Annotated in this window: 23 protein-coding genes and 5 tRNA genes; 9 read left to right on the top strand and 19 right to left on the bottom strand. The window is 57.5% G+C overall.

Going from position 1 to position 23204, the window contains the following annotated elements:
- Positions 1-21: 21 nt before the first annotated feature.
- The 18 genes from luxS to mltB all read right to left on the bottom strand — a co-directional run bounded on the left by luxS (position 22) and on the right by mltB (position 13673).
- Positions 22-537: an S-ribosylhomocysteine lyase gene (gene luxS / locus PI91_RS05060; RefSeq protein ID WP_014833019.1), complete on the bottom strand. Its 516-nt coding sequence runs from the start codon at positions 535-537 to the stop codon at positions 22-24.
- A gap of 153 nt (positions 538-690) precedes the next feature.
- A complete protein-coding gene (gene gshA, locus PI91_RS05055; protein ID WP_039265552.1) occupies positions 691-2235 on the bottom strand; it encodes a glutamate--cysteine ligase in 1545 nt (514 codons plus the stop codon).
- An 83-nt stretch (positions 2236-2318) separates the two neighbouring features.
- Positions 2319-2747 carry a YqaA family protein gene (locus tag PI91_RS05050; RefSeq protein ID WP_021241956.1) on the bottom strand — a complete coding sequence of 143 codons (429 nt, stop codon included), beginning with the start codon at positions 2745-2747 and terminating at the stop codon, positions 2319-2321.
- Positions 2744-3310 (bottom strand): fructose-1-phosphate/6-phosphogluconate phosphatase, encoded by a 567-nt coding sequence (gene yqaB / locus PI91_RS05045; RefSeq protein ID WP_008499542.1) that lies wholly within the window; start codon positions 3308-3310, stop codon positions 2744-2746. The genes PI91_RS05050 and yqaB overlap by 4 nt, the downstream gene beginning before the upstream one ends.
- A gap of 117 nt (positions 3311-3427) precedes the next feature.
- Positions 3428-3504: transfer RNA gene (locus PI91_RS05040), tRNA-Arg, on the bottom strand.
- A 64-nt stretch (positions 3505-3568) separates the two neighbouring features.
- Positions 3569-3645: transfer RNA gene (locus tag PI91_RS05035), tRNA-Arg, on the bottom strand.
- A 29-nt stretch (positions 3646-3674) separates the two neighbouring features.
- Positions 3675-3751 (bottom strand) — tRNA-Arg (locus PI91_RS05030).
- Between the two features lie 64 nt (positions 3752-3815).
- Positions 3816-3892, bottom strand: a tRNA-Arg gene (locus PI91_RS05025).
- A gap of 4 nt (positions 3893-3896) precedes the next feature.
- A tRNA-Ser gene (locus PI91_RS05020) sits at positions 3897-3989 on the bottom strand.
- A gap of 342 nt (positions 3990-4331) precedes the next feature.
- Complete coding sequence (csrA, locus tag PI91_RS05015; protein WP_000906486.1) at positions 4332-4517, bottom strand: carbon storage regulator CsrA; 186 nt, start codon at positions 4515-4517, stop codon at positions 4332-4334.
- Positions 4518-4758: 241 nt separating this feature from the next.
- Entirely contained in the window at positions 4759-7386 is a 2628-nt protein-coding gene (gene alaS / locus PI91_RS05010; RefSeq protein WP_025912372.1) for an alanine--tRNA ligase, read from the bottom strand.
- Positions 7387-7517: 131 nt separating this feature from the next.
- Complete coding sequence (gene recX / locus PI91_RS05005) at positions 7518-8018, bottom strand: recombination regulator RecX (RefSeq protein WP_008499544.1); 501 nt, start codon at positions 8016-8018, stop codon at positions 7518-7520.
- A gap of 68 nt (positions 8019-8086) precedes the next feature.
- The gene (recA, locus tag PI91_RS05000) at positions 8087-9145 is read right to left on the bottom strand and encodes a recombinase RecA (protein ID WP_008499546.1); all 1059 of its coding nucleotides are present in this window, start codon (positions 9143-9145) and stop codon (positions 8087-8089) included.
- An 89-nt stretch (positions 9146-9234) separates the two neighbouring features.
- Positions 9235-9732, bottom strand: coding sequence for a nicotinamide-nucleotide amidase (gene pncC / locus PI91_RS04995; RefSeq protein WP_008499547.1), 498 nt, complete (start codon positions 9730-9732; stop codon positions 9235-9237).
- A 130-nt stretch (positions 9733-9862) separates the two neighbouring features.
- The gene (locus tag PI91_RS04990; protein ID WP_032637844.1) at positions 9863-10747 is read right to left on the bottom strand and encodes a metal ABC transporter substrate-binding protein; all 885 of its coding nucleotides are present in this window, start codon (positions 10745-10747) and stop codon (positions 9863-9865) included.
- A 14-nt stretch (positions 10748-10761) separates the two neighbouring features.
- Entirely contained in the window at positions 10762-11622 is an 861-nt protein-coding gene (locus PI91_RS04985) for a metal ABC transporter permease (RefSeq protein WP_008499549.1), read from the bottom strand.
- Positions 11619-12272: a metal ABC transporter ATP-binding protein gene (locus tag PI91_RS04980; protein ID WP_023344785.1), complete on the bottom strand. Its 654-nt coding sequence runs from the start codon at positions 12270-12272 to the stop codon at positions 11619-11621. Before PI91_RS04980 ends, PI91_RS04985 begins: the two co-directional genes overlap by 4 nt.
- Positions 12273-12572: 300 nt before the next feature.
- Positions 12573-13673: a lytic murein transglycosylase B gene (gene mltB / locus PI91_RS04975; RefSeq protein ID WP_008499552.1), complete on the bottom strand. Its 1101-nt coding sequence runs from the start codon at positions 13671-13673 to the stop codon at positions 12573-12575.
- 251 nt (positions 13674-13924) lie between these two features.
- Here mltB and srlA point away from each other — a divergent pair, with 251 nt between their 5' ends.
- The 7 genes from srlA to gutQ all read left to right on the top strand — a co-directional run bounded on the left by srlA (position 13925) and on the right by gutQ (position 18860).
- The gene (gene srlA / locus PI91_RS04970) at positions 13925-14488 is read left to right on the top strand and encodes a PTS glucitol/sorbitol transporter subunit IIC (RefSeq protein WP_003862164.1); all 564 of its coding nucleotides are present in this window, start codon (positions 13925-13927) and stop codon (positions 14486-14488) included.
- Entirely contained in the window at positions 14485-15444 is a 960-nt protein-coding gene (locus tag PI91_RS04965; RefSeq protein WP_023344788.1) for a PTS glucitol/sorbitol transporter subunit IIB, read from the top strand. Before srlA ends, PI91_RS04965 begins: the two co-directional genes overlap by 4 nt.
- Before the next feature lie 12 nt (positions 15445-15456).
- On the top strand, positions 15457-15819 hold the full coding sequence (srlB, locus tag PI91_RS04960) for a PTS glucitol/sorbitol transporter subunit IIA (protein ID WP_008499554.1): 363 nt from the start codon (positions 15457-15459) through the stop codon (positions 15817-15819).
- 14 nt (positions 15820-15833) lie between these two features.
- Positions 15834-16613 carry a sorbitol-6-phosphate dehydrogenase gene (gene srlD, locus PI91_RS04955; protein WP_008499555.1) on the top strand — a complete coding sequence of 260 codons (780 nt, stop codon included), beginning with the start codon at positions 15834-15836 and terminating at the stop codon, positions 16611-16613.
- A gap of 92 nt (positions 16614-16705) precedes the next feature.
- Positions 16706-17065, top strand: a complete 360-nt coding sequence (gutM, locus tag PI91_RS04950) for a transcriptional regulator GutM (RefSeq protein WP_008499556.1) — start codon at positions 16706-16708, stop codon at positions 17063-17065.
- A 63-nt stretch (positions 17066-17128) separates the two neighbouring features.
- Positions 17129-17902, top strand: coding sequence for a DNA-binding transcriptional repressor (locus tag PI91_RS04945; RefSeq protein ID WP_008499558.1), 774 nt, complete (start codon positions 17129-17131; stop codon positions 17900-17902).
- Positions 17895-18860: an arabinose-5-phosphate isomerase GutQ gene (gene gutQ, locus PI91_RS04940; protein ID WP_021241948.1), complete on the top strand. Its 966-nt coding sequence runs from the start codon at positions 17895-17897 to the stop codon at positions 18858-18860. Before PI91_RS04945 ends, gutQ begins: the two co-directional genes overlap by 8 nt.
- Here the strand turns inward: gutQ and norR are convergent.
- Entirely contained in the window at positions 18857-20368 is a 1512-nt protein-coding gene (gene norR / locus PI91_RS04935) for a nitric oxide reductase transcriptional regulator NorR (protein WP_023344789.1), read from the bottom strand. The genes gutQ and norR overlap by 4 nt on opposite strands.
- Before the next feature lie 188 nt (positions 20369-20556).
- On the opposite strand from norR, the gene norV reads away from it, so the two are divergent.
- Both norV and norW read left to right on the top strand, forming a co-directional pair.
- Complete coding sequence (norV, locus tag PI91_RS04930; RefSeq protein WP_021241946.1) at positions 20557-21999, top strand: anaerobic nitric oxide reductase flavorubredoxin; 1443 nt, start codon at positions 20557-20559, stop codon at positions 21997-21999.
- Complete coding sequence (norW, locus tag PI91_RS04925) at positions 21996-23129, top strand: NADH:flavorubredoxin reductase NorW (RefSeq protein WP_039265551.1); 1134 nt, start codon at positions 21996-21998, stop codon at positions 23127-23129. The genes norV and norW overlap by 4 nt, the downstream gene beginning before the upstream one ends.
- The last annotated feature ends 75 nt before the right edge of the window (positions 23130-23204 follow it).

The following is a 23204-nucleotide window of genomic DNA, read 5'->3' as shown; positions in this document are numbered from 1 at the left end:
CGGGCATCCACAGGCACAATACTAGATGTGCAGTTCCTGCAGTTTTTCTTTCGGCAGGGCCAGCTCTTCGTTGCTGTTCACGCGAACGTCGCGTTCGATGATGTGGCGCGCGATCTCCTGCGCTTCTTCCAGAGAGTGCATCTGATAGGTGCCGCACTGGTAAACGTTCAGCTCAGGGATCTGGTTCTGCTCTTTCACCTTCAGCACGTCCTGCATGGCCGCTTTCCAGGCATCTGCCACACGTTTCTCTTCAGGCTGACCAATCAGGCTCATGTAGAAACCGGTACGGCAGCCCATCGGAGAGATATCGATGATCTCAACGCCGTTGCCGTTCAGGTGGTCACGCATGAAGCCAGCGAACAGGTGTTCCAGCGTATGAATGCCTTTCTCCGGCATCACTTCTTTGTTTGGCACGCAGAAACGCAGATCGAAGACGGTGATCGTGTCGCCGTGCGGGGTGTGCATGGTCTTCGCCACGCGGACTGCAGGTGCTTCCATACGGGTATGGTCGACAGTAAAGCTATCTAATAACGGCATACGTCACCTCCGATAGTGATTTTTTTTAAAATAAACTGAACTCTTCTACAGAATGCGCGTCTGAGTATATGAAAGACGCGCATTTGTTATCATCATCCCTGAATTCAGAGATGTATATTTTGGCCACAGCGATGTGGCCTTTTTCTTTTCTGCTTAAGCCTGCTTCGCCAGAAACGCCTCAAACGACTCGGTATCCGCCGCTTCAACCTCTTTCTGACGCACAACGGACGCTTCGCGTTCCGCGACAAAATCTGATTCGCTCAGGATTTCTAACGGCTCCTGGATCAGCATTTCACGGTACTCCGCCGAGAGTGAACGCCCCGTACCACCAATGCCCTGATCAATCATAGAACGCAGAATGCGCGCTGAGAACGTCAGTTCCGGGTTATCAAAGCACGCCACCAGCTGGTCGCAAATCTGTTGATACGCGTCGCCGCCGTCAATGCTGTCCATCGTCCGGGCAACACGCTTCAGGTCACGGAACAGATCTTTGCCGACTTTCGTCAGCGGGAACTGTGCCGTTTCGCAGCCGATACCCAGCGTCAGGCCCGGTTTACGCCCTTCCAGAATCACGCGGTTCCAGTTTGTACGGGTGCAGAGCAATTCGTCTGAACTCATTTCCGGCGCATCCGCCAGCACGCACCAGACCATAAACAGATCCAGGAAGCGAATCTGCTGTTCATCAACGCCAATCGGTGAGAACGGGTTGATATCCAGCGAGCGCACTTCAATGTATTCGATCCCGCCGCGCTGCAGCGCATCCGACGGGGTTTCGCCGCTGCGCGTCACGCGCTTAGGACGAATTGGCGCATACAGCTCGTTTTCAATCTGCAGGACATTGCTGTTGATCTGCAGACGCTTACCGTCTTTTTCGAGGCCGATTTTTTCGTACTCTTCCGACGGGGTTTTGATCGCCCGCTTCAATCCTGCCACATATTCGTGCAATTCGTTAAACGTAATACCGAGATTGCTTTGCGATTTATTGGTATAGCCGAGATCGCTCAGACGCAGAGAGGTGGCGTACGGGAGATAGTACATTCCGCAGTCGGTCTTCTCGAACGGCAGCGTGGTCGGTTTCCCCTGCAGGAACGAAGAACAGATCGCCGGGGAGGCACCAAACAGATACGGGATCACCCAGCCGAAACGGTAGTAGTTGCGGATCAGGCGGAAGTAGCCTTCAGAGATCGCGTCTTTATCCGTTTCACCGCATTTCGCCTGCCAGAACGCCATTGGCAGCGAGAAGTTGTAGTGCACGCCAGAGATGGTCTGCATCAACGCGCCGTAGCGGTTCTTCAGCCCCTCACGGTAGAGCGTTTTCAGCCTGCCGATATTTGACGTGCCGTACTGTGCCAGCTCAATCTCCTGGCCCTGCTCGATATAGCACGGCATGCTGAGCGGCCACATACGCTCATCGCCGAGATTGCGCGCGGTGTAGCGATGGATATCGCGCATAATCGTCAGCATATGATCAATATCACCCTCTACTGGGGTGATGAACTCCAGCAGCGCTTCAGCGAAATCGGTTGTGATCCATTTATGTGTCAGCGCCGAGCCTAACGCCTTCGGGTGACCCGTCGTCGCTAAACTGCCGTCCGCGTTAACGCGCAGCGTTTCACGCTCAAGACCACGCTGAATACCCTTCAATGCCTGAGGGTGGTTTTCCAGCCAGGCCAGCGCCTGAGATACGTCCGGGATCAAATTGACCTCCCGCCTGTCAAAGTAATGTTACTCAGCATAATTGTAATGGTTGACGATTGAAGGTCGCGTATTCATTCCACCAATTAGTGCCACCACGTCATACCCTGTAGTGTTGCCCACGCCACGAGAACATAGCGCAACGCCTTGCCAAGGCACAAAAAAAAGAGCACCGGTCCCCAGGAGATGCGCATCCATCCCGCCAGCAGACACAGTAAATCGCCTATTACAGGCATCCAGCTTAATAACAGCGTGGCAGCGCCATAGCGTTTTAGCCAGCCGACTGCCTTTTCCTGCCAGCGCGATTTTTCACGCAGCGGAAAGAAACGCCCAAGAATAACGTTAGTCAGCCCTCCAAGGCTATTACCCATTGTTGCTATTACTACAAGCAGCCAGGGCTGACTCACGCCGGACAACAGCATCGCCACCAGCACCACTTCCGAATTGCCCGGTAACAGCGTGGCGCTGAGAAAACTGCTGGCGAATAATGAGGCAAGTGACAGCGCGTCACTCACAGTAAGCGTACATCCACCGCATCCATTCCGGCATCACGCGCGGCCTGGATCCCAAAATCGGCATCTTCAAACACGACGCACTTTGCCGCCGGGACACCCATTAATTCTGCGCAAAGCAGGAAGGTGTCCGGTGCGGGCTTGTGACGTTTAACATGATCGGCGGCGACCACGGCAGAAAAATAGTGGCGCAGGCCAAGATGATTGAGCAAGGCTTCTGCAATCGCGCTTTCGCTGCCCGTCCCCACCGACATCGGGCGACGCCCGTGCCACTCTTTTACCACATCAATCAGCGGCAGAGGACGTACGGTATCTAAAAGCATGGCTTTTACCGCATCGGTTTTTTCGCGCGCGAGCAGGTGCGGGTCGAGATCGGCCTGATTCAGTTCAATCACGGCCTGCGCAATACGCCAGGTGGGGGAGCCGTTGAGGGCGATCATCGCCTGAAGGTCGAAACGCATGCCGTAGCGGCCCAGGACGTCGGTCCAGGCTTGACGATGCGTGGGTTCGGTGTCCAGGAGGGTACCATCCATATCGAAGATCAAACCGTCATACTGTGCGTACATCGTGCTCTCGCTAACCGATTAACAAAGCATTACTTTATCGTAAATGGTGGTTTTTGTCGCTGACAGAGAGAGTGATTGCTGACGGAACGTCGAAGGAATAAACAAAGAAGGAGAAGATGGTGCATCCGGGAGGATTCGAACCTCCGACCGCTCGGTTCGTAGCCGAGTACTCTATCCAGCTGAGCTACGGATGCATCGGGATTTACTACTGTACTGCTCGATATTCATATCACTTCTAAAGCAATATGAATTAATAGATGGTGCATCCGGGAGGATTCGAACCTCCGACCGCTCGGTTCGTAGCCGAGTACTCTATCCAGCTGAGCTACGGATGCATCAGGGTACTGCTTTCAGAAATAGTAAATGGTGCATCCGGGAGGATTCGAACCTCCGACCGCTCGGTTCGTAGCCGAGTACTCTATCCAGCTGAGCTACGGATGCATCGGGATTTACTACTGTACTGCTCGATATTCATATCACTTCTAAAGCAATATGAAGTAATAGATGGTGCATCCGGGAGGATTCGAACCTCCGACCGCTCGGTTCGTAGCCGAGTACTCTATCCAGCTGAGCTACGGATGCAAAATGGCGGTGAGGCGGGGATTCGAACCCCGGATGCAGCTTTTGACCGCATACTCCCTTAGCAGGGGAGCGCCTTCAGCCTCTCGGCCACCTCACCACACAACGCCTCTTTCGAGTGCTTCGAGTAACTCGTTAAGAGCTTCTCGTCGCTGCGTGGCGCATATATTACTTTCTGGGACTTATAAGTCAAACAATTTTCCAAAAGCTTTTATCGTTTGCACAAATCACACGCAATTCGCATGTAAAAGCCGCAAAGAGGGTGTTTTATAAGCGGATTTTGCAGGCATCTTCGCAGAAAACTGATGCGGAAAGAACAGTGTTGGGACGAGATAAGGGTAGCGGAGTGGTCAAAAAGAGAGCGATTGAAATTAAACGGTAACTTTGAGCAGGAAAAATAGCGGGAGGGTTGCGTCTCGCCCGACAGCGAGACGCGACAATATCAGTAACTGGACTGCTGGGATTTTTCAGCCTGGATACGCTGGTAGATCTCTTCACGGTGGACAGATACTTCTTTAGGAGCGTTAACACCAATACGTACCTGGTTACCCTTTACCCCTAAAACTGTCACGGTGACCTCATCCCCAATCATGAGGGTCTCACCAACTCGACGAGTCAGAATCAGCATTCTTTGCTCCTTGAAAGATTAAAAGAGTCGGGTCTCTTGTATCCCGGCATTATCCATCATATAACGCCAAAAAGTAAGCGATGACAAACACGTAAAGTGTAAGCAGTCACGGCATCACATTCTGTTAAACGTAAGTTTAGCCGATATACACAAACTCAACCTGACTTTATCGTTATCGATAGCACAGTGAACAAGACGCCATAACGTTACCGCTATGGCGTCTGCTTGTGCTTTGTAGTTATTACAGTTTCGCGCTTACCCAGCTTTCAACGCTGGCTAATGCCGCAGGAAGTGCCGCCGCATCCGTACCACCGGCTTGCGCCATGTCCGGACGACCGCCCCCCTTGCCGCCCACCTGCTGAGCGACCATACCAATCAGTTCCCCTGCTTTTACGCGGTCAGTCACATCCTTAGAGACGCCCGCAATCAGAGAAACCTTACCTTCTGCCACTGTCGCCAGCACGATAACGGTAGAACCAAGCTGGTTCTTGAGATCGTCGACCATAGTACGCAGCATCTTAGGCTCAACGCCCGCCAGATCGCTGACCAGCAGTTTGACGCCCTTAATGTCTACAGCCTTGCTGGAGAGGTTTGCACTCTCCTGCGCCGCAGCCTGCTCTTTCAGCTGCTGCAGCTCTTTTTCCAGCTGACGCGTGCGTTCCAGCGCAACGCGCACTTTCTCGCCCAGGTTCTGGCTATCGCCTTTCAGAAGCTGCGCGATGTCGTGCAGCTGATCGCTCTGCGCATGCAGGCTGGCAATCGCGCCTTCACCGGTCACCGCTTCAATACGACGCACGCCTGCCGCCGTTCCCGACTCGGAAACGATGCGGAACAGGCCGATGTCACCGGTGCGCGAGGCGTGTGTACCGCCGCACAGTTCGGTAGAGAAGTCGCCCATGCTCAGCACGCGAACACGTTCGTCGTATTTCTCGCCAAACAGCGCCATCGCACCTTTTTTCTTCGCGTCTTCGAGATCCATGATGTGGGTCTCGATTGGCAGGTTACGACGGATCTGCGCGTTCACCAGATCTTCCACCGCGCGGATTTCAGACGGCTTCATCGCTTCAAAATGCGAGAAGTCGAAGCGCAGCACTTTATCGTTAACCAGAGAACCTTTCTGTGCAACGTGGGTACCGAGCACGTCGCGCAGGGCAGCGTGCATCAGGTGGGTTGCCGAGTGGTTCAGACGAATGCGCGCGCGGCGAGCTTCATCAACGTTAGCCTGGACGCCCTCGCCCACTTTCAGAGAACCGGAAACCAGTTTGCCCTGGTGGCCAATCGCCTGACCGTATTTCTGGGTGTCGGTCACGCTGAAGCTAAAGCCATTGCCTTTCAGCTCGCCTTTATCGCCAACCTGGCCGCCGGATTCGGCGTAGAACGGCGTTTTGTCCAGAATGACTACGGCTTCCTGACCTGCGCTGATGCTGTCCACGGCTTTACCGTCAACAAACAGAGCGGTCACTTTGCCGGTCAGTTCCAGCGCCTCATAGCCTTTGAATTCAGACGCGCTGTCAACGCGGATCATCGCGTTGTAGTCTGCACCGAAACCGCTGGACTCGCGCGCACGACGGCGCTGCTCTTCCATCGCGGCTTCGAAGCCCGCTTCGTCAACTTTGATGTTACGCTCGCGGCAAACGTCCGCCGTCAGGTCAACCGGGAAGCCGTAGGTGTCGTACAGGCGGAAAGCAGTTTCGCCGTCCAGGGTGTCGCCCTTAAGCTTCGCCAGCTCTTCGTCCAGCAGCGCCAGACCGCGCTCCAGCGTACGGGCAAACTGCTCTTCTTCGGTTTTCAGAACCTGCTCAACCTGCGCCTGCTGGCGTTTCAGCTCGTCACCGGCTGACCCCATCACGCCAATCAGTGGCCCAACGAGTTTATAGAAGAAGGTGTCCTTCGCGCCCAGCATGTTGCCGTGACGGATAGCACGACGAATGATACGACGCAGCACGTAGCCACGGTTTTCATTCGACGGGATAACGCCGTCGGCAATCAGGAACGCGCAGGAACGAATGTGGTCTGCGATAACGCGCAGCGATTTGTTGTTCAGGTCGGTCGCGCCGGTGACTTCCGCAACGGCTTTGATCAGAGTGCTGAACAGGTCAATCTCATAGTTGGAGTTAACGTGCTGCAGTACCGCGGCAATACGCTCCAGACCCATACCGGTATCAACGGAAGGCTTCGGCAGCGGCTCCATGGTACCGTCGGCCTGACGGTTGAACTGCATGAAGACGATGTTCCAGATCTCAATATAGCGATCGCCGTCTTCTTCCGGGCTGCCTGGAGGGCCACCCCAGATGTGGTCGCCGTGATCGTAGAAGATCTCGGTGCACGGACCGCAAGGACCGGTGTCACCCATCTGCCAGAAGTTGTCAGACGCGTATGGCGCGCCTTTGTTATCACCGATGCGAATAATACGCTCGCGCGGGATACCGACCTCTTTTTCCCAGATTTCGTAGGCTTCGTCATCGGTTTCATAGACGGTAACCCACAGACGCTCTTTCGGCAGGTTGAACCAGTTTTCACCGGTCAGCAGTTCCCACGCATACTGGATGGCATCGTGTTTGAAGTAGTCGCCGAAGCTGAAGTTACCCAGCATTTCGAAGAAGGTGTGGTGACGCGCGGTGTAACCGACGTTTTCCAGGTCGTTGTGTTTACCGCCCGCACGCACGCAACGCTGTGAGGTTGTGGCGCGGGAATAATTACGCTTGTCGAGACCAAGGAACACATCCTTGAACTGGTTCATCCCGGCGTTGGTAAACAGCAGAGTCGGATCGTTGTTCGGTACCAGGGAGCTGCTGGCAACAACCTGGTGTCCCTTACTATGGAAAAAATCGAGAAACGCCTGACGGATCTCAGCGGTGCTCTTGCTCATAATTATCCTGAAATCAAGCTAACGAAATGTCGTAGCCAGCCTGTATCGGTAAACCGTTGGACAGACCAGCTACTGGAAAAAGTGGGAATAAGATAAGTTTTCTTTAGTGGGAAGTAAAATCCCGCATGCGTTCAATCGGCAAAATTACGCCAGATATCCTGAATATCTTCCATCAGAAAGCCGCGGTAGAGCAAAAAGCGCTGGATTTTGACTTTTTCTGAAAATTCACGCGGCAGCGGTTCGCCGTACTTACGAATGGCCTGCTCTTTTGCCAGCTCGCACCAGTCAATGTCGCACTCGCGCATCGCTTTTTCGATGGACTCCCGGGCCACCCCTTTCTGGTTCAGCTCCTGCCGGATGCGCGCAGGGCCGTAGCCCTTGCGGCCGCGGCTGGCGAGAAAGCGGGAAGCAAAGCGATCGTCGTCCAGGTAATGATGCTCATAGCACCAGGCCACCACGCGGTCGTAGTCTTCCGCCGTGGCATCAATCTCTTCCGGCCCGTTTTTACTCATCACCGGAGCCGACAGCTTCCGCCGCAGCTCCTGCTCACTGTGGTCACGCACGGCCAGGATGCGCACCGCACGATCCAGCAAGCGCGCGTAGGCGGGTCGGCGTGATGTCGGTTCACTCATAAAAAACCTGTAGAATCAGAAATGCAAAAAGGGCCGCATCAGCAGCCCTTCATCTTTACACGAGAGACTTAAAAGTCTTCGTTGGTTTCTTCAGCATCCGCAGCATCGACTACGAAATCAGGTTTGGAGTCCTGGTTGTTCAGCAGAAGCTCGCGCACCTTCTTCTCAATCTCTTTCGCCGCAGCCGGGTTCTCTTTCAGCCAGGAGATAGCATTCGCTTTACCCTGACCAATCTTGTCACCGTTGTAGCTGTACCAGGCGCCCGCTTTTTCAATCAGCTTCTCTTTCACGCCCAGGTCAACCAGTTCACCGTAGAAGTTGATCCCTTCACCGTAGAGGATCTGGAACTCAGCCTGTTTGAACGGTGCAGCGATTTTGTTCTTCACCACCTTCACGCGGGTTTCGCTACCGACGACGTTTTCACCCTCTTTCACCGCACCGATACGGCGGATATCCAGACGGACAGACGCGTAGAATTTCAGGGCGTTACCACCGGTTGTGGTTTCCGGGTTACCGAACATCACACCAATTTTCATACGGATCTGGTTGATGAAGATCAGCAGCGTGTTGGACTGCTTCAGGTTACCGGCCAGCTTACGCATCGCCTGGCTCATCATACGTGCCGCGAGGCCCATGTGAGAGTCGCCGATTTCACCTTCGATTTCCGCTTTTGGCGTCAGTGCGGCAACGGAGTCAACAACGATAACGTCAACCGCACCGGAGCGCGCCAGCGCGTCACAAATTTCCAGGGCCTGCTCACCGGTGTCCGGCTGAGAACACAGCAGGTTGTCGATGTCCACGCCCAGCTTACGCGCATAAACAGGATCCAGCGCGTGCTCGGCATCGATGAACGCACAGGTTTTACCTTCGCGCTGTGCCGCAGCAATCACCTGCAGCGTCAGGGTAGTTTTACCGGAGGATTCTGGCCCGTAGATCTCTACGATACGGCCCATTGGCAGGCCGCCCGCGCCCAGCGCGATATCCAGAGAAAGCGAACCGGTGGAGATCGTTTCCACATCCATGGTACGGTCTTCACCCAGGCGCATGATGGAGCCTTTACCGAATTGCTTTTCGATCTGGCCCAGTGCTGCCGCCAACGCTTTCTGTTTGTTTTCGTCGATAGCCATTATTACTCCTGTCATGCCGGGAGAAGCGACTGTGCTTCACCGTGGATTTCTGTTCTGTTGGTGCAATTATACTGTATGGTCATACAGTATCAAGTGTTTTGTAGAAATTGTTGCCAGAGCGTTTTTAACGCATATTCCGTTGCCTGACGGCGCACGCTTTCGCGATCGCCGCTGAAGCACTCCCGGCGGGTGATCCCTTCCCCTTTAGACGTGGCAAACCCAAACCAGACGGTGCCAACAGGCTTCACGTCGCTGCCGCCGTCCGGCCCCGCGATGCCGCTAATGGAAATCGCGTAATCTGCCCGCGCCGCCTTGAGCGCGCCAATGGCCATTTCAATGACCACCGGTTCACTGACCGCGCCATGCTGTTCCAGCGTGGCTTCACGTACGCCAATCATTTGTGCCTTAGCTTCGTTACTGTAGGTCACAAAACCGCGTTCAAACCAGGCGGAACTGCCGGCAATATCGGTAATCACTTTCGCCACCCAGCCGCCGGTGCAGGATTCCGCGGTGGTCATTGTCGCCCCACGCTGCTTAAGCGCCAGGCCAACGATCTCGCTAAGCTGCATCAATTCATGGTCAGTCATTCTCGCTCCAGGCATCAGAAAAACGTGCTGCACAAGATAGCACTTTCTCGTCAGATGTGGGGATGCGCTTCAGGTTTTACGAGGGGGCTTCAGAAAAAAGCCGGTGCAAACGCACCGGCCGTGGAAGAGGTTATTTCATGCTGTCGGCGAGGGTATTCACATTGTGGCGGAACGCCTTGACGTAGGTGTCTGCCACGCCGCCTTTTGCCGACAAGGCCTCCGGGTAAAGTTCTCCCCCTGGCTGCGCGCCCGTCGCCGAGGCAATCTGCTTCACCAGACGCGGATCGAGCTGGTTTTCCATAAACCAGGTTTTTACGCCGTCGGCTTTGATCTGATTGATGATCTCAGCAACCTGCGCCGCGCTGGCCTCGCTCTCTGAAGAGAGTCCTTGAGGTGCCATGAAGGTTACGCCATAAGCGCGGCTGAAATAGCCGAAGGCGTCATGGCTGGTCAGCACCTTGCGCTTCGCCTGCGGGATCTGGCTAAAGCGCATTTTGGCCCAGCTATCCAGCTGGTTGAGCTGCGTGATATAGGGTTTACCGGAGGCTTCCAGCGCGGCTTTGTCCTGCGGATCGGCTTTCACCAGCCCGTTCAGAATATTTTGTGCATATAACGCCCCGTTCGCCGCGCTGTTCCACGCGTGCGGATCGGTCACGGTCTTTCCATCTTCCTCAAGCGTGTGCGTTTTCACGCCTGTTGAGGCGATGACCAGTTGCCCTTTGAACCCGGAGGCTTTCACCAGGCGGTCAAGCCAGCCCTCCAGCCCCAGACCGTTCACCACCACCACATCGGCCTTGCTCAGCGCCGCGCTGTCCTTCGGCGACGGTTCGAAGGTATGCGGATCGCCGTCCGGCCCCACCAGCGTCGTCACCTTCACATGATCGCCGCCCACCTCCTGGGTGATATCCCCCAGTATCGAGAAGCTGGTGACCACATTCAGCGTTTTCGCCATCACGCCCTGCGACATCATCCCCAGCGCGAGCGCCACTGCCACTACTAGTCCTGTACGTTTCATCGTTTCCCCTTGCGTTAAAAATACGCCCGCAGACTGCCAGCGAGCCTGCTTCGCGTACCCAATAAAATGGAAATAAAGAACTGCGCGCTGGCGGTGAGCACAATGGATGGCCCAGCCGGGAGACTCATCGCCCAGGAGAGGCTCAACCCCAGCCATGCGCAGACAATACCGCTGATGCCCGCCATCAGGAGTAACGCCGGTAGCGTGCGTACCCAGCAGCGTGCCGCCACGGCTGGCAGCATCATCAGACCGACGGCCATCAGCGTGCCGAGCACCTGAAAACCGGCCACCAGGTTAAGAACCAGCAGCGCCAGAAACAGTCCGTGCAGCAGGCCGGGCAGCCAGCGGGCGTTCACCTGTAGCCAGGCGGTGTCAAACGCTTCGGTAACCAGGCCGCGATAAAACATTGCCAGCACGATAAGAGTGAACATGCACACGCCCGTGACAAACAGCGCGGCGTCGTTGTCCACGGCGAGGATGGAGCCAAACAGCAGATGCAGCAGATCGACATTCGACCCACGAAGCGATACCAGCGTGACCCCCAGCGCCAGTGAGCCAAGATAAAACCCGGCAAAGCTGGCATCTTCCTTAAGCGGCGTGCGTCGGCTGACCAGACCGGCCAGCAGCGCCACGGTAATGCCCGCGACAAAACCGCCGATACTCATTGCCAGCAGCGACAGGCCGCTGAGCAGGTATCCCACGGCGACGCCCGGCAAAATAGCGTGAGAAAGGGCATCGCCCATCAGGCTCATCCGGCGCAGCTGGAGGAATACGCCGAGCGCGGTGGTGCTGATAGAAAGCGCCAGGCAAACCACCAGCGCGCGGCGCATAAAGCCGTACTCGATGAACGGCTGGAAGAATGTGTGCCAGATCATGCCACCCTCACCCGCTCGGTTTTCCACTGAGGCACATCAGCATCCAGCCGCAACGTCTGCGGGAAGTGGCGCGACACGCGCTCGCTGTCGTGCAGTACCGCGAGCAGCGTTTGCCCCTGCATATACATCTCCAGCATCACATCCATCAGCACGTTACAGGTGGCTTCATCGATGCCGGTAAAGGGCTCGTCCAGCATCACCAGCGGCGCCTGCTGTACCAGGACGCGGGCAAACAGCATGCGCTGGAACTGGCCGCCGGAGAGCTCATCGATGGTGGATAACGCCATGGATGCCAGCCCGACCCGCTCAAGCGCGCTGGCAATACGCAACCGCGTTTCGCGACGAAACCCGGAAAGCAGCGAAATGCCCGGCCAGCAGCCCATGCTGACGACATCGCGCACGGTCAGCGGAAACTGCGCCTCCAGCGCGTGACGCTGTGCCAGCCAGCCAATCACCGGTCGCTTCCCCTGCCAGCGAAAACCGCCGCTTACGGGTGGGATAAAACCGGCGAGCGTTTTCAGCAGTGTGGATTTGCCGCAGCCGTTGGCCCCAACAATGGCGGTCATGCTGCCGCGTTCAATGACGCCCGAAAGCGCGCGCGTGACGGGCTGGTGGTCGTAACCCGCAACCAGTTCATTCATCACGATCATGGCAATGCCACCGCCCAGCGCACGGCCAGGCCGAGAAAGACGATAAGCACCAGCGCCAGCAAAAGCCGAACCGGCGCAGAAAGAGAGAAAAGGGACGTTGACATCTCGGCACCAATTTAAATGTTATAACATAACAATAATGAAAGGTGGTTAGGATGTAAATGGCAGGGTTGAAAAGGGAGTGTGGCGAAATGTTTCTGCAAAACGCCCTCTCCCGTGGGAGAGGGCAACAGGCCGCACCGTGCGCGCAGCCATGCCGGGTGGCGGCGTTGCCTTACCCGGCCTACCCGTCGGGGTAACTTACTGACTAAACGGTGACGCCGCCGGCACGCGGGCCTGCGATACCGCCAGCCCCAGCTGCCATACGGCCATCGCATAGTGGGTGCTGTGGTTATAGCGGGTGATGGTGTAGAAGTTCGGCAGCCCGTACCAGTACTGATAGCCCGTTCCGACATCGAGACGCAGCAGACTCGCCTGCTGTGCATTGCCCAGCGGCTGCGTTGGCGTTAGGCCTGCCGCGGACAGCTGCGAAATGCTGTAGTTGGTTTTGAAGCCGTTTTCCAGCCCCGGCGCCTGACCGTTCGCCTGCACCGCCACCTGGCCACCCGGCACCCAGCCGTGCGCTTTGAAGTAGTTCGCCACGCTGCCGATGGCATCCACCGGATCCCACAGGTTGATATGGCCATCGCCGTTAAAGTCGACGGCATACTGTTTATAGGAGGACGGCATAAACTGGCCGTAGCCCATCGCGCCGGCAAACGACCCTTTCAGATCGAGCGGATCGTCCTGTTCGTTGCGCGCCATCAGCAGGAAGGTTTCCAGCTCGGAAGAGAAATACTCCGCGCGGCGCGGATAGTTAAAGGAGAGCGTCGCCAGCGCATCCAGAATGCGGGTTTTGCCCATCACGCGGCCCCAGCGGGTTTCCACGCCGATAATTCCGACGATAATTTCAGGCGGCACGCCGTACACCTGCCACGCTCGGTTAAGCGCATCTTCATACTGATTCCAGAACGCCACGCCGTTTTGCACGTTGTCCGGGGTAATGAACTGTTTGCGATAGCGCAGCCACGCCCCGTTTGGCCCGCTCGGCACCTGGGCCGTCGGCGCCTGTCTGTCCATCAGGCGCAGCACGTAGTCCAGACGCTTGGCCTGAGACAAAATTTCGTGCAGCTGCTGTCTGTCAAAGCCGTGCTTGCTCACCATTTTATCGATGAACTGCTCGGCCGCCGGGTTATTCGCGAAGTCGCCGCCCATCTGCATCATATTGTGCTGCGGCTCCAGCAGGAATCCTCCGGAAGGCGCGCCCGCCGTTTGCTGAACGGCTTCGGTCTTAGGTTTGCTACTACAGGCAGACAGCAGAATAAGCGCAGGCAACAGCGCTGCATAACGACGCTTGAACATGAGACATCCATTTAACGGGTTCGATAAGAACCCAGTATGGTAAAGCATCCGCAACACCTCAAGGAAGCGGTACGCACCTCCCCAACGCAAATCCATGCTTTTTTCCCCCGAAAATCATTCACCACGTCAATTATCTTTCAAAATAATCCATTTTTCTTTCATTGTGAGATCTAACTAACACTTTAAAACCTTTCAAAGTGATTATTATTAGCCACAGATAGACAAAAACAAACGCCCTACAGGAGAGAAGAATGATAGAAACCATCACCCACGGCGCCGAGTGGTTCATCGGGCTGTTTCAGAAAGGCGGAGAAGTGTTCACCGGCATGGTGACCGGGATCCTGCCCCTGCTGATCAGCCTGCTGGTGATCATGAACGCGCTGATTAACTTTATCGGCCAGCAGCGCATTGAGCGCTTCGCCCAGCGCTGCGCCGGAAACCCGCTGTCCCGCTACCTGATACTGCCCTTTATCGGCACCTTCGTGTTCTGCAACCCGATGACCTTAAGCCTCGGCCGCTTTATGCCAGAGAAGTACAAGCCGAGCTATTACGCCGCCGCCTCCTACAGCTGCCATTCCATGAACGGCCTGTTCCCGCACATCAACCCCGGCGAGCTGTTCGTTTATCTCGGGATCGCCAGCGGCCTTACCACGCTTGGCCTGCCGCTCGGCCCGCTGGCGGTGAGCTACCTGCTGGTAGGTCTGGTGACCAACTTCTTCCGCGGCTGGGTGACCGACCTCACCACCGCTATTTTCGAGAAAAAAATGGGCATCCAGCTTGAACAGAAAGTCCATCTTTCAGGAGCCACAGCATGAACCGGATCCGCATTGAGAAAGGCACGGGCGGCTGGGGCGGCCCGCTGGAGTTCGACGCCACCGAAGGCAAAAAGATTGTTTACATCACCGCGGGTACCCGCCCGGCGATCGTCGACAGGCTGCGCGAGCTGACGGGCTGGGAAGCGGTCGATGGCTTCAAGGAAGGCGAACCGCCAGAAGCGGAAATTGGCGTGGCGGTGATCGACTGCGGCGGCACGCTGCGCTGCGGCATCTATCCGAAGCGCCGCATTCCGACGGTAAATATTCACTCCACCGGGAAATCCGGCCCGCTGGCGCAGTACATCCTCGAAGACATTTATGTCTCAGGCGTGAAGGAAGACAACATCTCCCTGGTGAAGGGGACGTCTGCGCCGCAAAAAGCGGCCCCGCGCGAGTACGACACCAGCAAGAAAATTACCGAGCAGAGCGACGGCCTGCTGGCAAAGGTCGGGATGGGAATGGGTTCCGCCGTGGCGGTGCTGTTCCAGTCCGGGCGCGACACCATCGACACGGTGCTGAAGACCATCCTGCCGTTTATGGCGTTCGTCTCGGCGCTGATCGGCATCATCATGGCCTCCGGCCTGGGCGACTGGATTGCCCATGGCCTCGCCCCGCTCGCCAGCCACCCGCTTGGGCTGGTGACGCTGGCGCTGATCTGCTCCTTCCCGCTGCTGTCGCCGTTCCTCGGCCCGGGCGCGGTGATTGCTCAGGTCATCGGCGTGCTGATTGGCGTGCAGATTGGTCTGGGGAACATTCCCCCGCACCTCGCCCTGCCCGCCCTGTTTGCCATTAACGCCCAGGCAGCGTGCGACTTTATTCCCGTGGGGCTGTCGCTGGCGGAAGCACGCCAGGACACCGTGCGCGTGGGCGTGCCGTCCGTGCTGGTCAGCCGCTTCCTGACGGGCGCGCCGACGGTGCTGATTGCCTGGTTTGTCTCCGGCTTTATTTATCAATAAGAGGTTCCTGCCATGACCGTGATTTACCAGACCACCATTACCCGCATCGGCCAGAGCGCGGCGGATGCGCTGAGCGACCAGATGCTGATCACCTTTCGCGAAGGGGCGCCTGCGGATATCGAAGAGTTTTGCTTCATCCACTGCCACGGCGAGCTGAACGGTGAGCTAAAGGCCGGGAGCCAGCTGGAGCTGGGCGAGGCGCGCTATGCCGTGACCGCCGTCGGCGACGTCGCTGAACAAAACCTGCGCGAGCTGGGCCACATCACCCTGCGTTTCGACGGCCAGCCGCAGGCGGAATATCCCGGCACGGTTCACGTAGCGGGCCCGGTTCCGCAGGCTGTCACCCCAGGCTGCACGTTAAAATTTGTTGCGTAATTAAGGAGATAGACATGAGTCAGGTTGCCGTTGTCATTGGTGGGGGACAAACCTTAGGCGAGTTCCTCTGCCGTGGGCTTGCCGCTGAGGGTTACCGCGTGGCGGTAGTGGATATTCAGAGTGAAAAGGCCGCCCGCGTGGCGGACACCATCAACACCGAGTTTGGCGAAGGAATGGCGTACGGGTTTGGCGCCGACGCCACCAGCGAGCAGAGCGTGATGGCGCTCGCCCGCGGCGTGGACGACATTTTTGGGCGTACCGACCTGCTGGTTTACAGCGCCGGCATTGCGAAAGCGGCCTTTATCAGCGACTTCGAGCTGGGGGATTTTGACCGCTCGCTGCAGGTCAATCTGGTGGGCTATTTCCTCTGCGCCCGCGAGTTTTCCCGTCTGATGATCCGCGACGGCATTCAGGGGCGCATCATTCAGATCAACTCAAAATCGGGGAAAGTGGGCAGCAAGCACAACTCCGGCTACAGCGCGGCGAAGTTTGGCGGCGTGGGGCTGACGCAGTCTCTGGCGCTGGATCTGGCCGAATACGGCATTACCGTCCACTCGCTGATGCTGGGCAATCTGCTGAAATCGCCGATGTTCCAGTCCCTGCTGCCGCAGTACGCCACCAAGCTCGGTATTAAAGCGGAAGAAGTGGAGCAGTACTACATCGATAAAGTGCCGCTCAAGCGCGGGTGCGACTATCAGGACGTGCTGAACATGCTGCTGTTTTACGCCAGCCCGAAAGCCTCGTACTGCACCGGACAGTCGATTAACGTCACCGGTGGGCAGGTGATGTTCTGAGTTCATTCCCCGGTGGCGCTGCGCTTACCGGGGCTACAATCCCCGTAGGCCGGGTAAGGCGCAGCCGCCACCCGGCAATTAAAGGAGCCGATATGGTCACCGCACTCATCACCGTCGCCGCCCTCGCCTGGCTCTGCCAGATGGCGTTTGGCGGCTGGCAAATCCATCGGTTTAACCGCGCGTTTGACGCCCTGTGCCAGAAAGGCCGCGTGGGCGTCGGGCGTTCCGGTGGACGTTTCAAGCCGCGGGTCGTCGTCGCTGTTGCGCTGGATGAAAACAATAAGGTCTGCGATTCCCTCATCATGCGCGGCATGACCGTCTTTGCCCGTCCGGTGAAAATCCAGGCAATCAACGGCATTTCGCTGCAGGAATTGCAGCCCGATGTGATCTTTCCCCATGATCCACTTTGTCAGAATGCACTATCATTAGCGCTTAATCTGAAACATGGATAATTTCGTTGTGAAAGATATAGACTTGCGAAATTATCATTTCGCAACCTAAGGAACGAAGCGCCTATGAAACCTCGTCAGCGGCAGGCGGCCATTCTCGAGCATCTGCAAAAGCAGGGAAAATGCTCGGTAGAGGATCTGGCCCACTACTTTGACACCACCGGCACGACGATACGCAAGGACCTCGTATTGCTCGAAAACTCTGGCGCCGTCATTCGAACCTACGGCGGCGTGGTGCTCAATAAAGACGAAGCGGACCCGCCTATCGACCACAAAACGCTGATCAATACCCACCAGAAAGCGCTGATTGCCGAAGCCGCCGTAAAATTTATCCACGATGGCGACTCGATCATTCTGGATGCAGGCAGTACCGTCCTGCAGATGATCCCCCTGCTCAGCCGCTTTAACAACATCACGGTGATGACCAACAGCCTGCACATCGTCAACGCCCTGTCGGAGAACGACTGCGAGCAGACCATCCTGATGCCCGGCGGCACCTTCCGTAAAAAATCCGCGTCGTTCCACGGGCAGCTGGCGGAGAACGCCTTCGACCACTTCAGCTTCGATAAACTGTTTATGGGTACCGACGGCATCGACCTGAACGCGGGCGTCACGACGTTTAACGAGGTGTTCAGCGTCAGTAAAGCCATGTGCAACGCCGCGCGGGAAGTGATTCTGATGGCGGACTCGTCGAAGTTTGGCCGCAAAAGCCCCAACATTGTCTGTAGCCTTGAAAGCGTTGATAAGCTGATTACCGACGCGGGTATCGACCCGGCGTTCAAAAAAGCGCTGGAAGAGAAAGGCATCGACGTGATCGTAACCGGAGAGAGAGATGAGTGATTTTCTGTTAGAAACGGGCCGCCAGACGCTGATGCTGGAGCTGCAGGAAGCCAGCCGCCTGCCGGAACGTCTGGGCGAGGATTTTGTCCGCGCGGCCAACACCATTATCCACTGCGAAGGCAAAGTGATCGTGGCGGGCATCGGTAAATCCGGCCATATCGGCAAAAAGATTGCCGCGACGCTGGCCAGCACCGGCACCCCGGCCTTCTTCGTGCACCCTGCCGAAGCGCTGCACGGCGATCTGGGAATGATTGAAAGCCGCGACGTGATGCTGTTTATCTCCTACTCCGGTTCGGCGAAAGAGCTGGATCTCATTATTCCACGCCTGCAGGAAAAATCGGTCGCCCTGCTGGCGATGACCGGGAAATCCCGCTCGCCCCTGGCGCTGGCCGCCAAGGCAACGCTGGATATTTCCGTTGAGCGTGAAGCCTGTCCGATGCACCTCGCCCCCACTTCCAGCACCGTGAATACCCTGATGATGGGCGACGCGCTGGCGATGGCGGTAATGCAGGCGCGCGGGTTTAACGAAGAAGATTTCGCCCGCTCGCATCCGGCGGGTGCGCTCGGGGCGCGCCTGCTCAACAAGGTCCACCACCTGATGCGCACAGAAGATGCGATTCCACAGGTCAAACTCAATACCAGCGTCATGGACGCGATGCTGGAGCTGAGCCGTACCGGTCTGGGGCTGGTGGCGGTGTGCGATGACGACGGATACGTCAAAGGCGTGTTCACCGACGGCGACCTGCGCCGCTGGCTGGTGGGCGGCGGTAAGCTGGAAACAGACGTGTCGGACGCCATGACCCAGGGCGGGCTGACGCTGAACGCCGAGAGCCGCGCCATTGAAGCCAAAGAGGTGCTGATGAAGCGCAAAATCACCGCCGCACCGGTGGTGGATGACACCGGCAGGCTGTGCGGTGCCATCAACCTGCAGGATTTCTATCAGGCCGGGATTATCTAACCCTTCAGCCCGAGACGCTTCGCCAGCCGGTGCAGGTTGGCGACGTCCATCTCCAGCGCCCGGGCGCACGCCGCCCAGTTGCGGTTGTTCTGCTCCAGCGCGCGGGTAATCATCTGACGCTGAAACGCCTCTGTCGCGTCACGCAGATTTTCATGCGCTCTCTCTGGTACAGCCTGCGCAATAGACGCAATTTCATCATGCTGCGCAAAATGCCGGGCATGTATAACCACTTCATCACCCGAACGCGTCGCTCGCGCCAGCACCACCGCGCGGTGAATCGCGTGTTCCAGCTCGCGCACGTTGCCCGGCCAGCCGTAGCTCAGCAGATGCGCCCTCGCCCCCGGGCTTAACACCACGCGGGAAAGCCCCATCCTGAGACGGCACTGCTCGCAGAAATAGCCCGCCAGCAGCACCACGTCGTCCCCGCGCTCGCGCAGCGGCGGCACGGTAAGCGGAAACACGCTCAGGCGGTGGAACAGGTCAGCGCGGAAGTTTCCGGCAAGCACCGCTTCACGCAGGTCGCGGTTGGTCGCCGCCAGCACGCGCACATCCACTCTCAAGCTGCGGTCATCCCCCACGCGCTGGATATCGCCGTACTGCAATACGCGCAGAAGTTTGGCCTGGAGCGACAGAGAGAGCTCGCCAATTTCATCCAGAAACAGCGTGCCGTTATCGGCCATTTCGAACTTGCCGCTGCGGTTGCTGATGGCGCCGGTAAACGCCCCTTTGACGTGGCCAAACAATTCGCTTTCCGCCACGCTTTCCGGCAGCGCGGCGCAGTTGAGGTACACCAGCGGATTGACCGCGCGCGGCGACGCTTCGTGAATCGACTTCGCCACCAGCTCCTTACCGGTGCCGGTCTCCCCGAAGATCAGCACGTTCAAATCGGAGGCGGCAACAATCTCAATCTCTTTTTTGAGCTGCGCCATGCCCGGAGAGAGGCCAATCATCTCCGTGTGCGTCACCTGCTCAAACGCCGCCGGGCTGCCGGGAGAAATATTCTGACTCTCCAGCTGTTCAATCAGCAGCGCATTGTTCAGCGCCCCGGCGGCCAGGGCGGCAATCAGGCGAAGCTCCTCATCGCTGAAGGTATCGAACTGGTCCGGCGACAAGCCGTCGAGGGTTAACGCGCCAATCAGATTCTGCCCGGCAAACAGCGGCAAGCCAATACAGGCGTGCACCTTCAGGCTCTCCTGGCCTGGAATCAGCCCGTCGTACGGGTCGGGCAGATCGCTGTCCGCCGGGAAACGCACCACGTCACCCGCGCGGGCGATGGTCTCCAGACGCGGATGGCCTTCAAGGGTAAAGCGCCGCCCGAGCACGTCCTTCGCCAGGCCGTCGATGGCCAGGGGAATAAACTGCCGCCCCTCGTAGCGCAGCAGCGCCGAGGCGTCGCACGCCAGCACGTGGCGCAGCGTGGAGATCAGCCGCTGGAAGCGGTCCTGATGACCAATACCGGTTTGCAGTTCAATGGCGATTTTCGCCAGCACGTCTACGGAAAAGCTCATCTCTGCCTCACTGTCATTTTGACAATGCATGTTGTCATAGTGACACTGTTTTTAATAGTCATAATGACTACCCACTTCGGATTATCAAAGTATTAACCTATAAAAATCAATATATTAAAAGTTGGCACGCGGCTTGATATAAGCAAACCATCCTATTTGAAAAACGCGATATTACGCTGAGGTTTGCTATGTCTATTCTGGTTAAAAATAACATTCATTGGGTGGGTCAACGTGACTGGGAAGTGCGCGATTTCCACGGGACGGAATATAAAACGCTGCGCGGCAGCAGCTACAACAGCTATCTCATTCGTGAAGGTAAAAATGTGCTGATCGATACCGTCGATCACAAGTTCAGCCGCGAGTTCGTGCAGAACCTGCGCAGCGAAATCGATCTGAACGCCATCGACTACATCATCGTCAACCACGCGGAGGAGGATCACGCCGGGGCCCTGACCGAGCTGATGTCGTATATTCCGGACACCCCGATTTACTGTACCACCAACGCCATCGACTCGATCAACGGTCACCACCACCATCCGGAGTGGAACTTCCACACCGTGAAAACGGGCGACGCGCTGGATATCGGCAACGGCAAGCAGCTGATCTTCGTGGAAACGCCCATGCTGCACTGGCCGGACAGCATGATGACCTACATGACCGGCGACGCGGTGCTGTTCAGCAACGACGCCTTCGGCCAGCACTACTGCGACGAACGCCTGTTCAATGACGAGGTGGATCAGACCGAGCTGTTCGAACAGTGCCAGCGGTACTACGCAAATATCCTGACTCCGTTCAGCCGTCTGGTGACGCCTAAAATCACCGAGATCCTCGGCTTTAACCTGCCGGTGGAGATGATTGCCACCTCCCACGGCGTGGTGTGGCGTGAAAACCCCACCCAGATCGTGGAGCTGTACCTGAAGTGGGCGGCGGATTATCAGGAAGATCGCATCACGATCTTCTACGACACCATGTCCAACAACACCCGCATGATGGCGGACGCCATTGCCCAGGGCATCAACGAAGTGGACCCGAACGTGGCGGTGAAAATCTTCAACGTGGCGCGCAGCGATAAAAACGAGATCCTCACCAACGTTTTCCGCTCAAAAGGGGTGCTGGTGGGTACGTCCACCATGAACAACGTGATGATGCCGAAGATTGCCGGTCTGGTCGAAGAGATGACCGGCCTGCGTTTTCGCAACAAGCGCGCCAGCGCCTTTGGCTCCCACGGCTGGAGCGGCGGTGCGGTCGACCGCCTTTCCACCCGTTTACAGGATGCAGGGTTTGAGATGTCGATGAGCCTGAAAGCGAAATGGCGGCCGGATATCGACGCCCTGGAAATCTGCCGCCAGCACGGCCGCGACATCGCCCGTCAGTGGGCGCTCGCACCGCTGCCGGAAACCGCCCCCGCCGCGGCGGTTGCGCCGGAAGCCGTAGCTGAAGCCGCCGCTGCCGACCTCGGTCCTTGCATGCAGTGCAGCGTGTGCCAGTGGATTTACGACCCGGAACGGGGCGAGCCGCTGCAGGATGTCGCGCCGGGCACGCCGTGGAGCGAGGTGCCGGACACCTTCCTCTGCCCGGAATGTTCCCTCGGGAAAGACGTCTTTGATGAACTGGCAACGGAGGCAAAATGAGCCACGGCATCGTCATTATCGGCTCGGGCTTTGCCGCCCGCCAGCTGGTGAAAAATATCCGCAAGCAGGACGCTAACGTGCCGCTGACGCTGATCGCCGCCGACAGCATGGACGAGTACAACAAGCCTGATTTAAGCCACGTCATTAGCCAGAACCAGCGCGCAGACGATCTCACCCGCCAGACGGCGGGGGCGTTCGCAGAACAGTTTAACCTGCGTCTGTTTCCGTACACCTGGGTCACCGATATCGACGCCAACGCCCATCTGGTGAAAGCGAAAGATAAAACCTGGCAGTACGACAAGCTGGTGCTGGCCACGGGTGCCTCCGCGTTTGTGCCGCCGGTTGAGGGCCGCGAGCTGATGGTCACGCTCAACGGCCAGCAGGCGTATCAGGCCAGCGAAACGGAGCTTCGCGACGCCACGCGGGTGATGATTGTCGGCGGCGGGCTGATCGGCACCGAGCTGGCGATGGATTTCTGCCGTGCGGGTAAATCCGTCACCCTGGTCGACCACGCGGCGAGCATTCTGTCAGCGCTGATGCCCGCGGAAGTGAGCAGTCGCTTACAGCATCGTCTGACCGACATGGGCGTGCATCTGCTGCTGAAATCGCAGCTGCAGAGCCTGAGCAAAACCGGCAGCGGCATACGTGCGACGCTCGACCGCAGCCGCAGCGTGGAGGTGGATGTGGTGATTGCGGCGACGGGGCTGCGCCCGGAAACGGCGCTGGCGCACCGCGCAGGCGCCGAAATCAACCGCGGCGTGAAGGTAGACTGCTATCTGCAAACCACCCAGCCGGACATGTATGCCCTGGGCGACTGCGCGGAAATTAACGGCCAGGTGCTGCCGTTCCTGCAACCGATTCAGTTAAGCGCCATGTGCCTGGCGAAAAACCTGCTCGGCGGCAACGCCCCGGTGAAATTACCCGCCATGCTGGTCAAAGTGAAAACGCCGGAATTGCCGCTGCATCTCGCAGGTGAAACGCAGCGTCAGGATCTGGACTGGCAGATTGCCCTTTCGCCGCAGGGCATGGTGGCGCGCGGCACCGATACCGACGGTCAGATGCGCGCCTTTGTCGTCAGTGAGGACAGGATGAAGGAGGCCTTCGCCCTGCTGAAATCGCTCCCTGCTTAACCCTCCTGTTGCCGGGTGGCGCTCCGCTTACCCGGCCTACATGCAGACCCGTGCAAGCGGAGCGCCACCGGACTG

Source organism: Enterobacter sp. FB, from assembly GCF_000805795.1.
Taxonomy (GTDB): Bacteria; Pseudomonadota; Gammaproteobacteria; order Enterobacterales; family Enterobacteriaceae; genus Enterobacter; species Enterobacter roggenkampii.
Note: the sequence above shows the minus strand (reverse complement) of the source record. Positions and strands in the feature narration are given on the sequence as shown.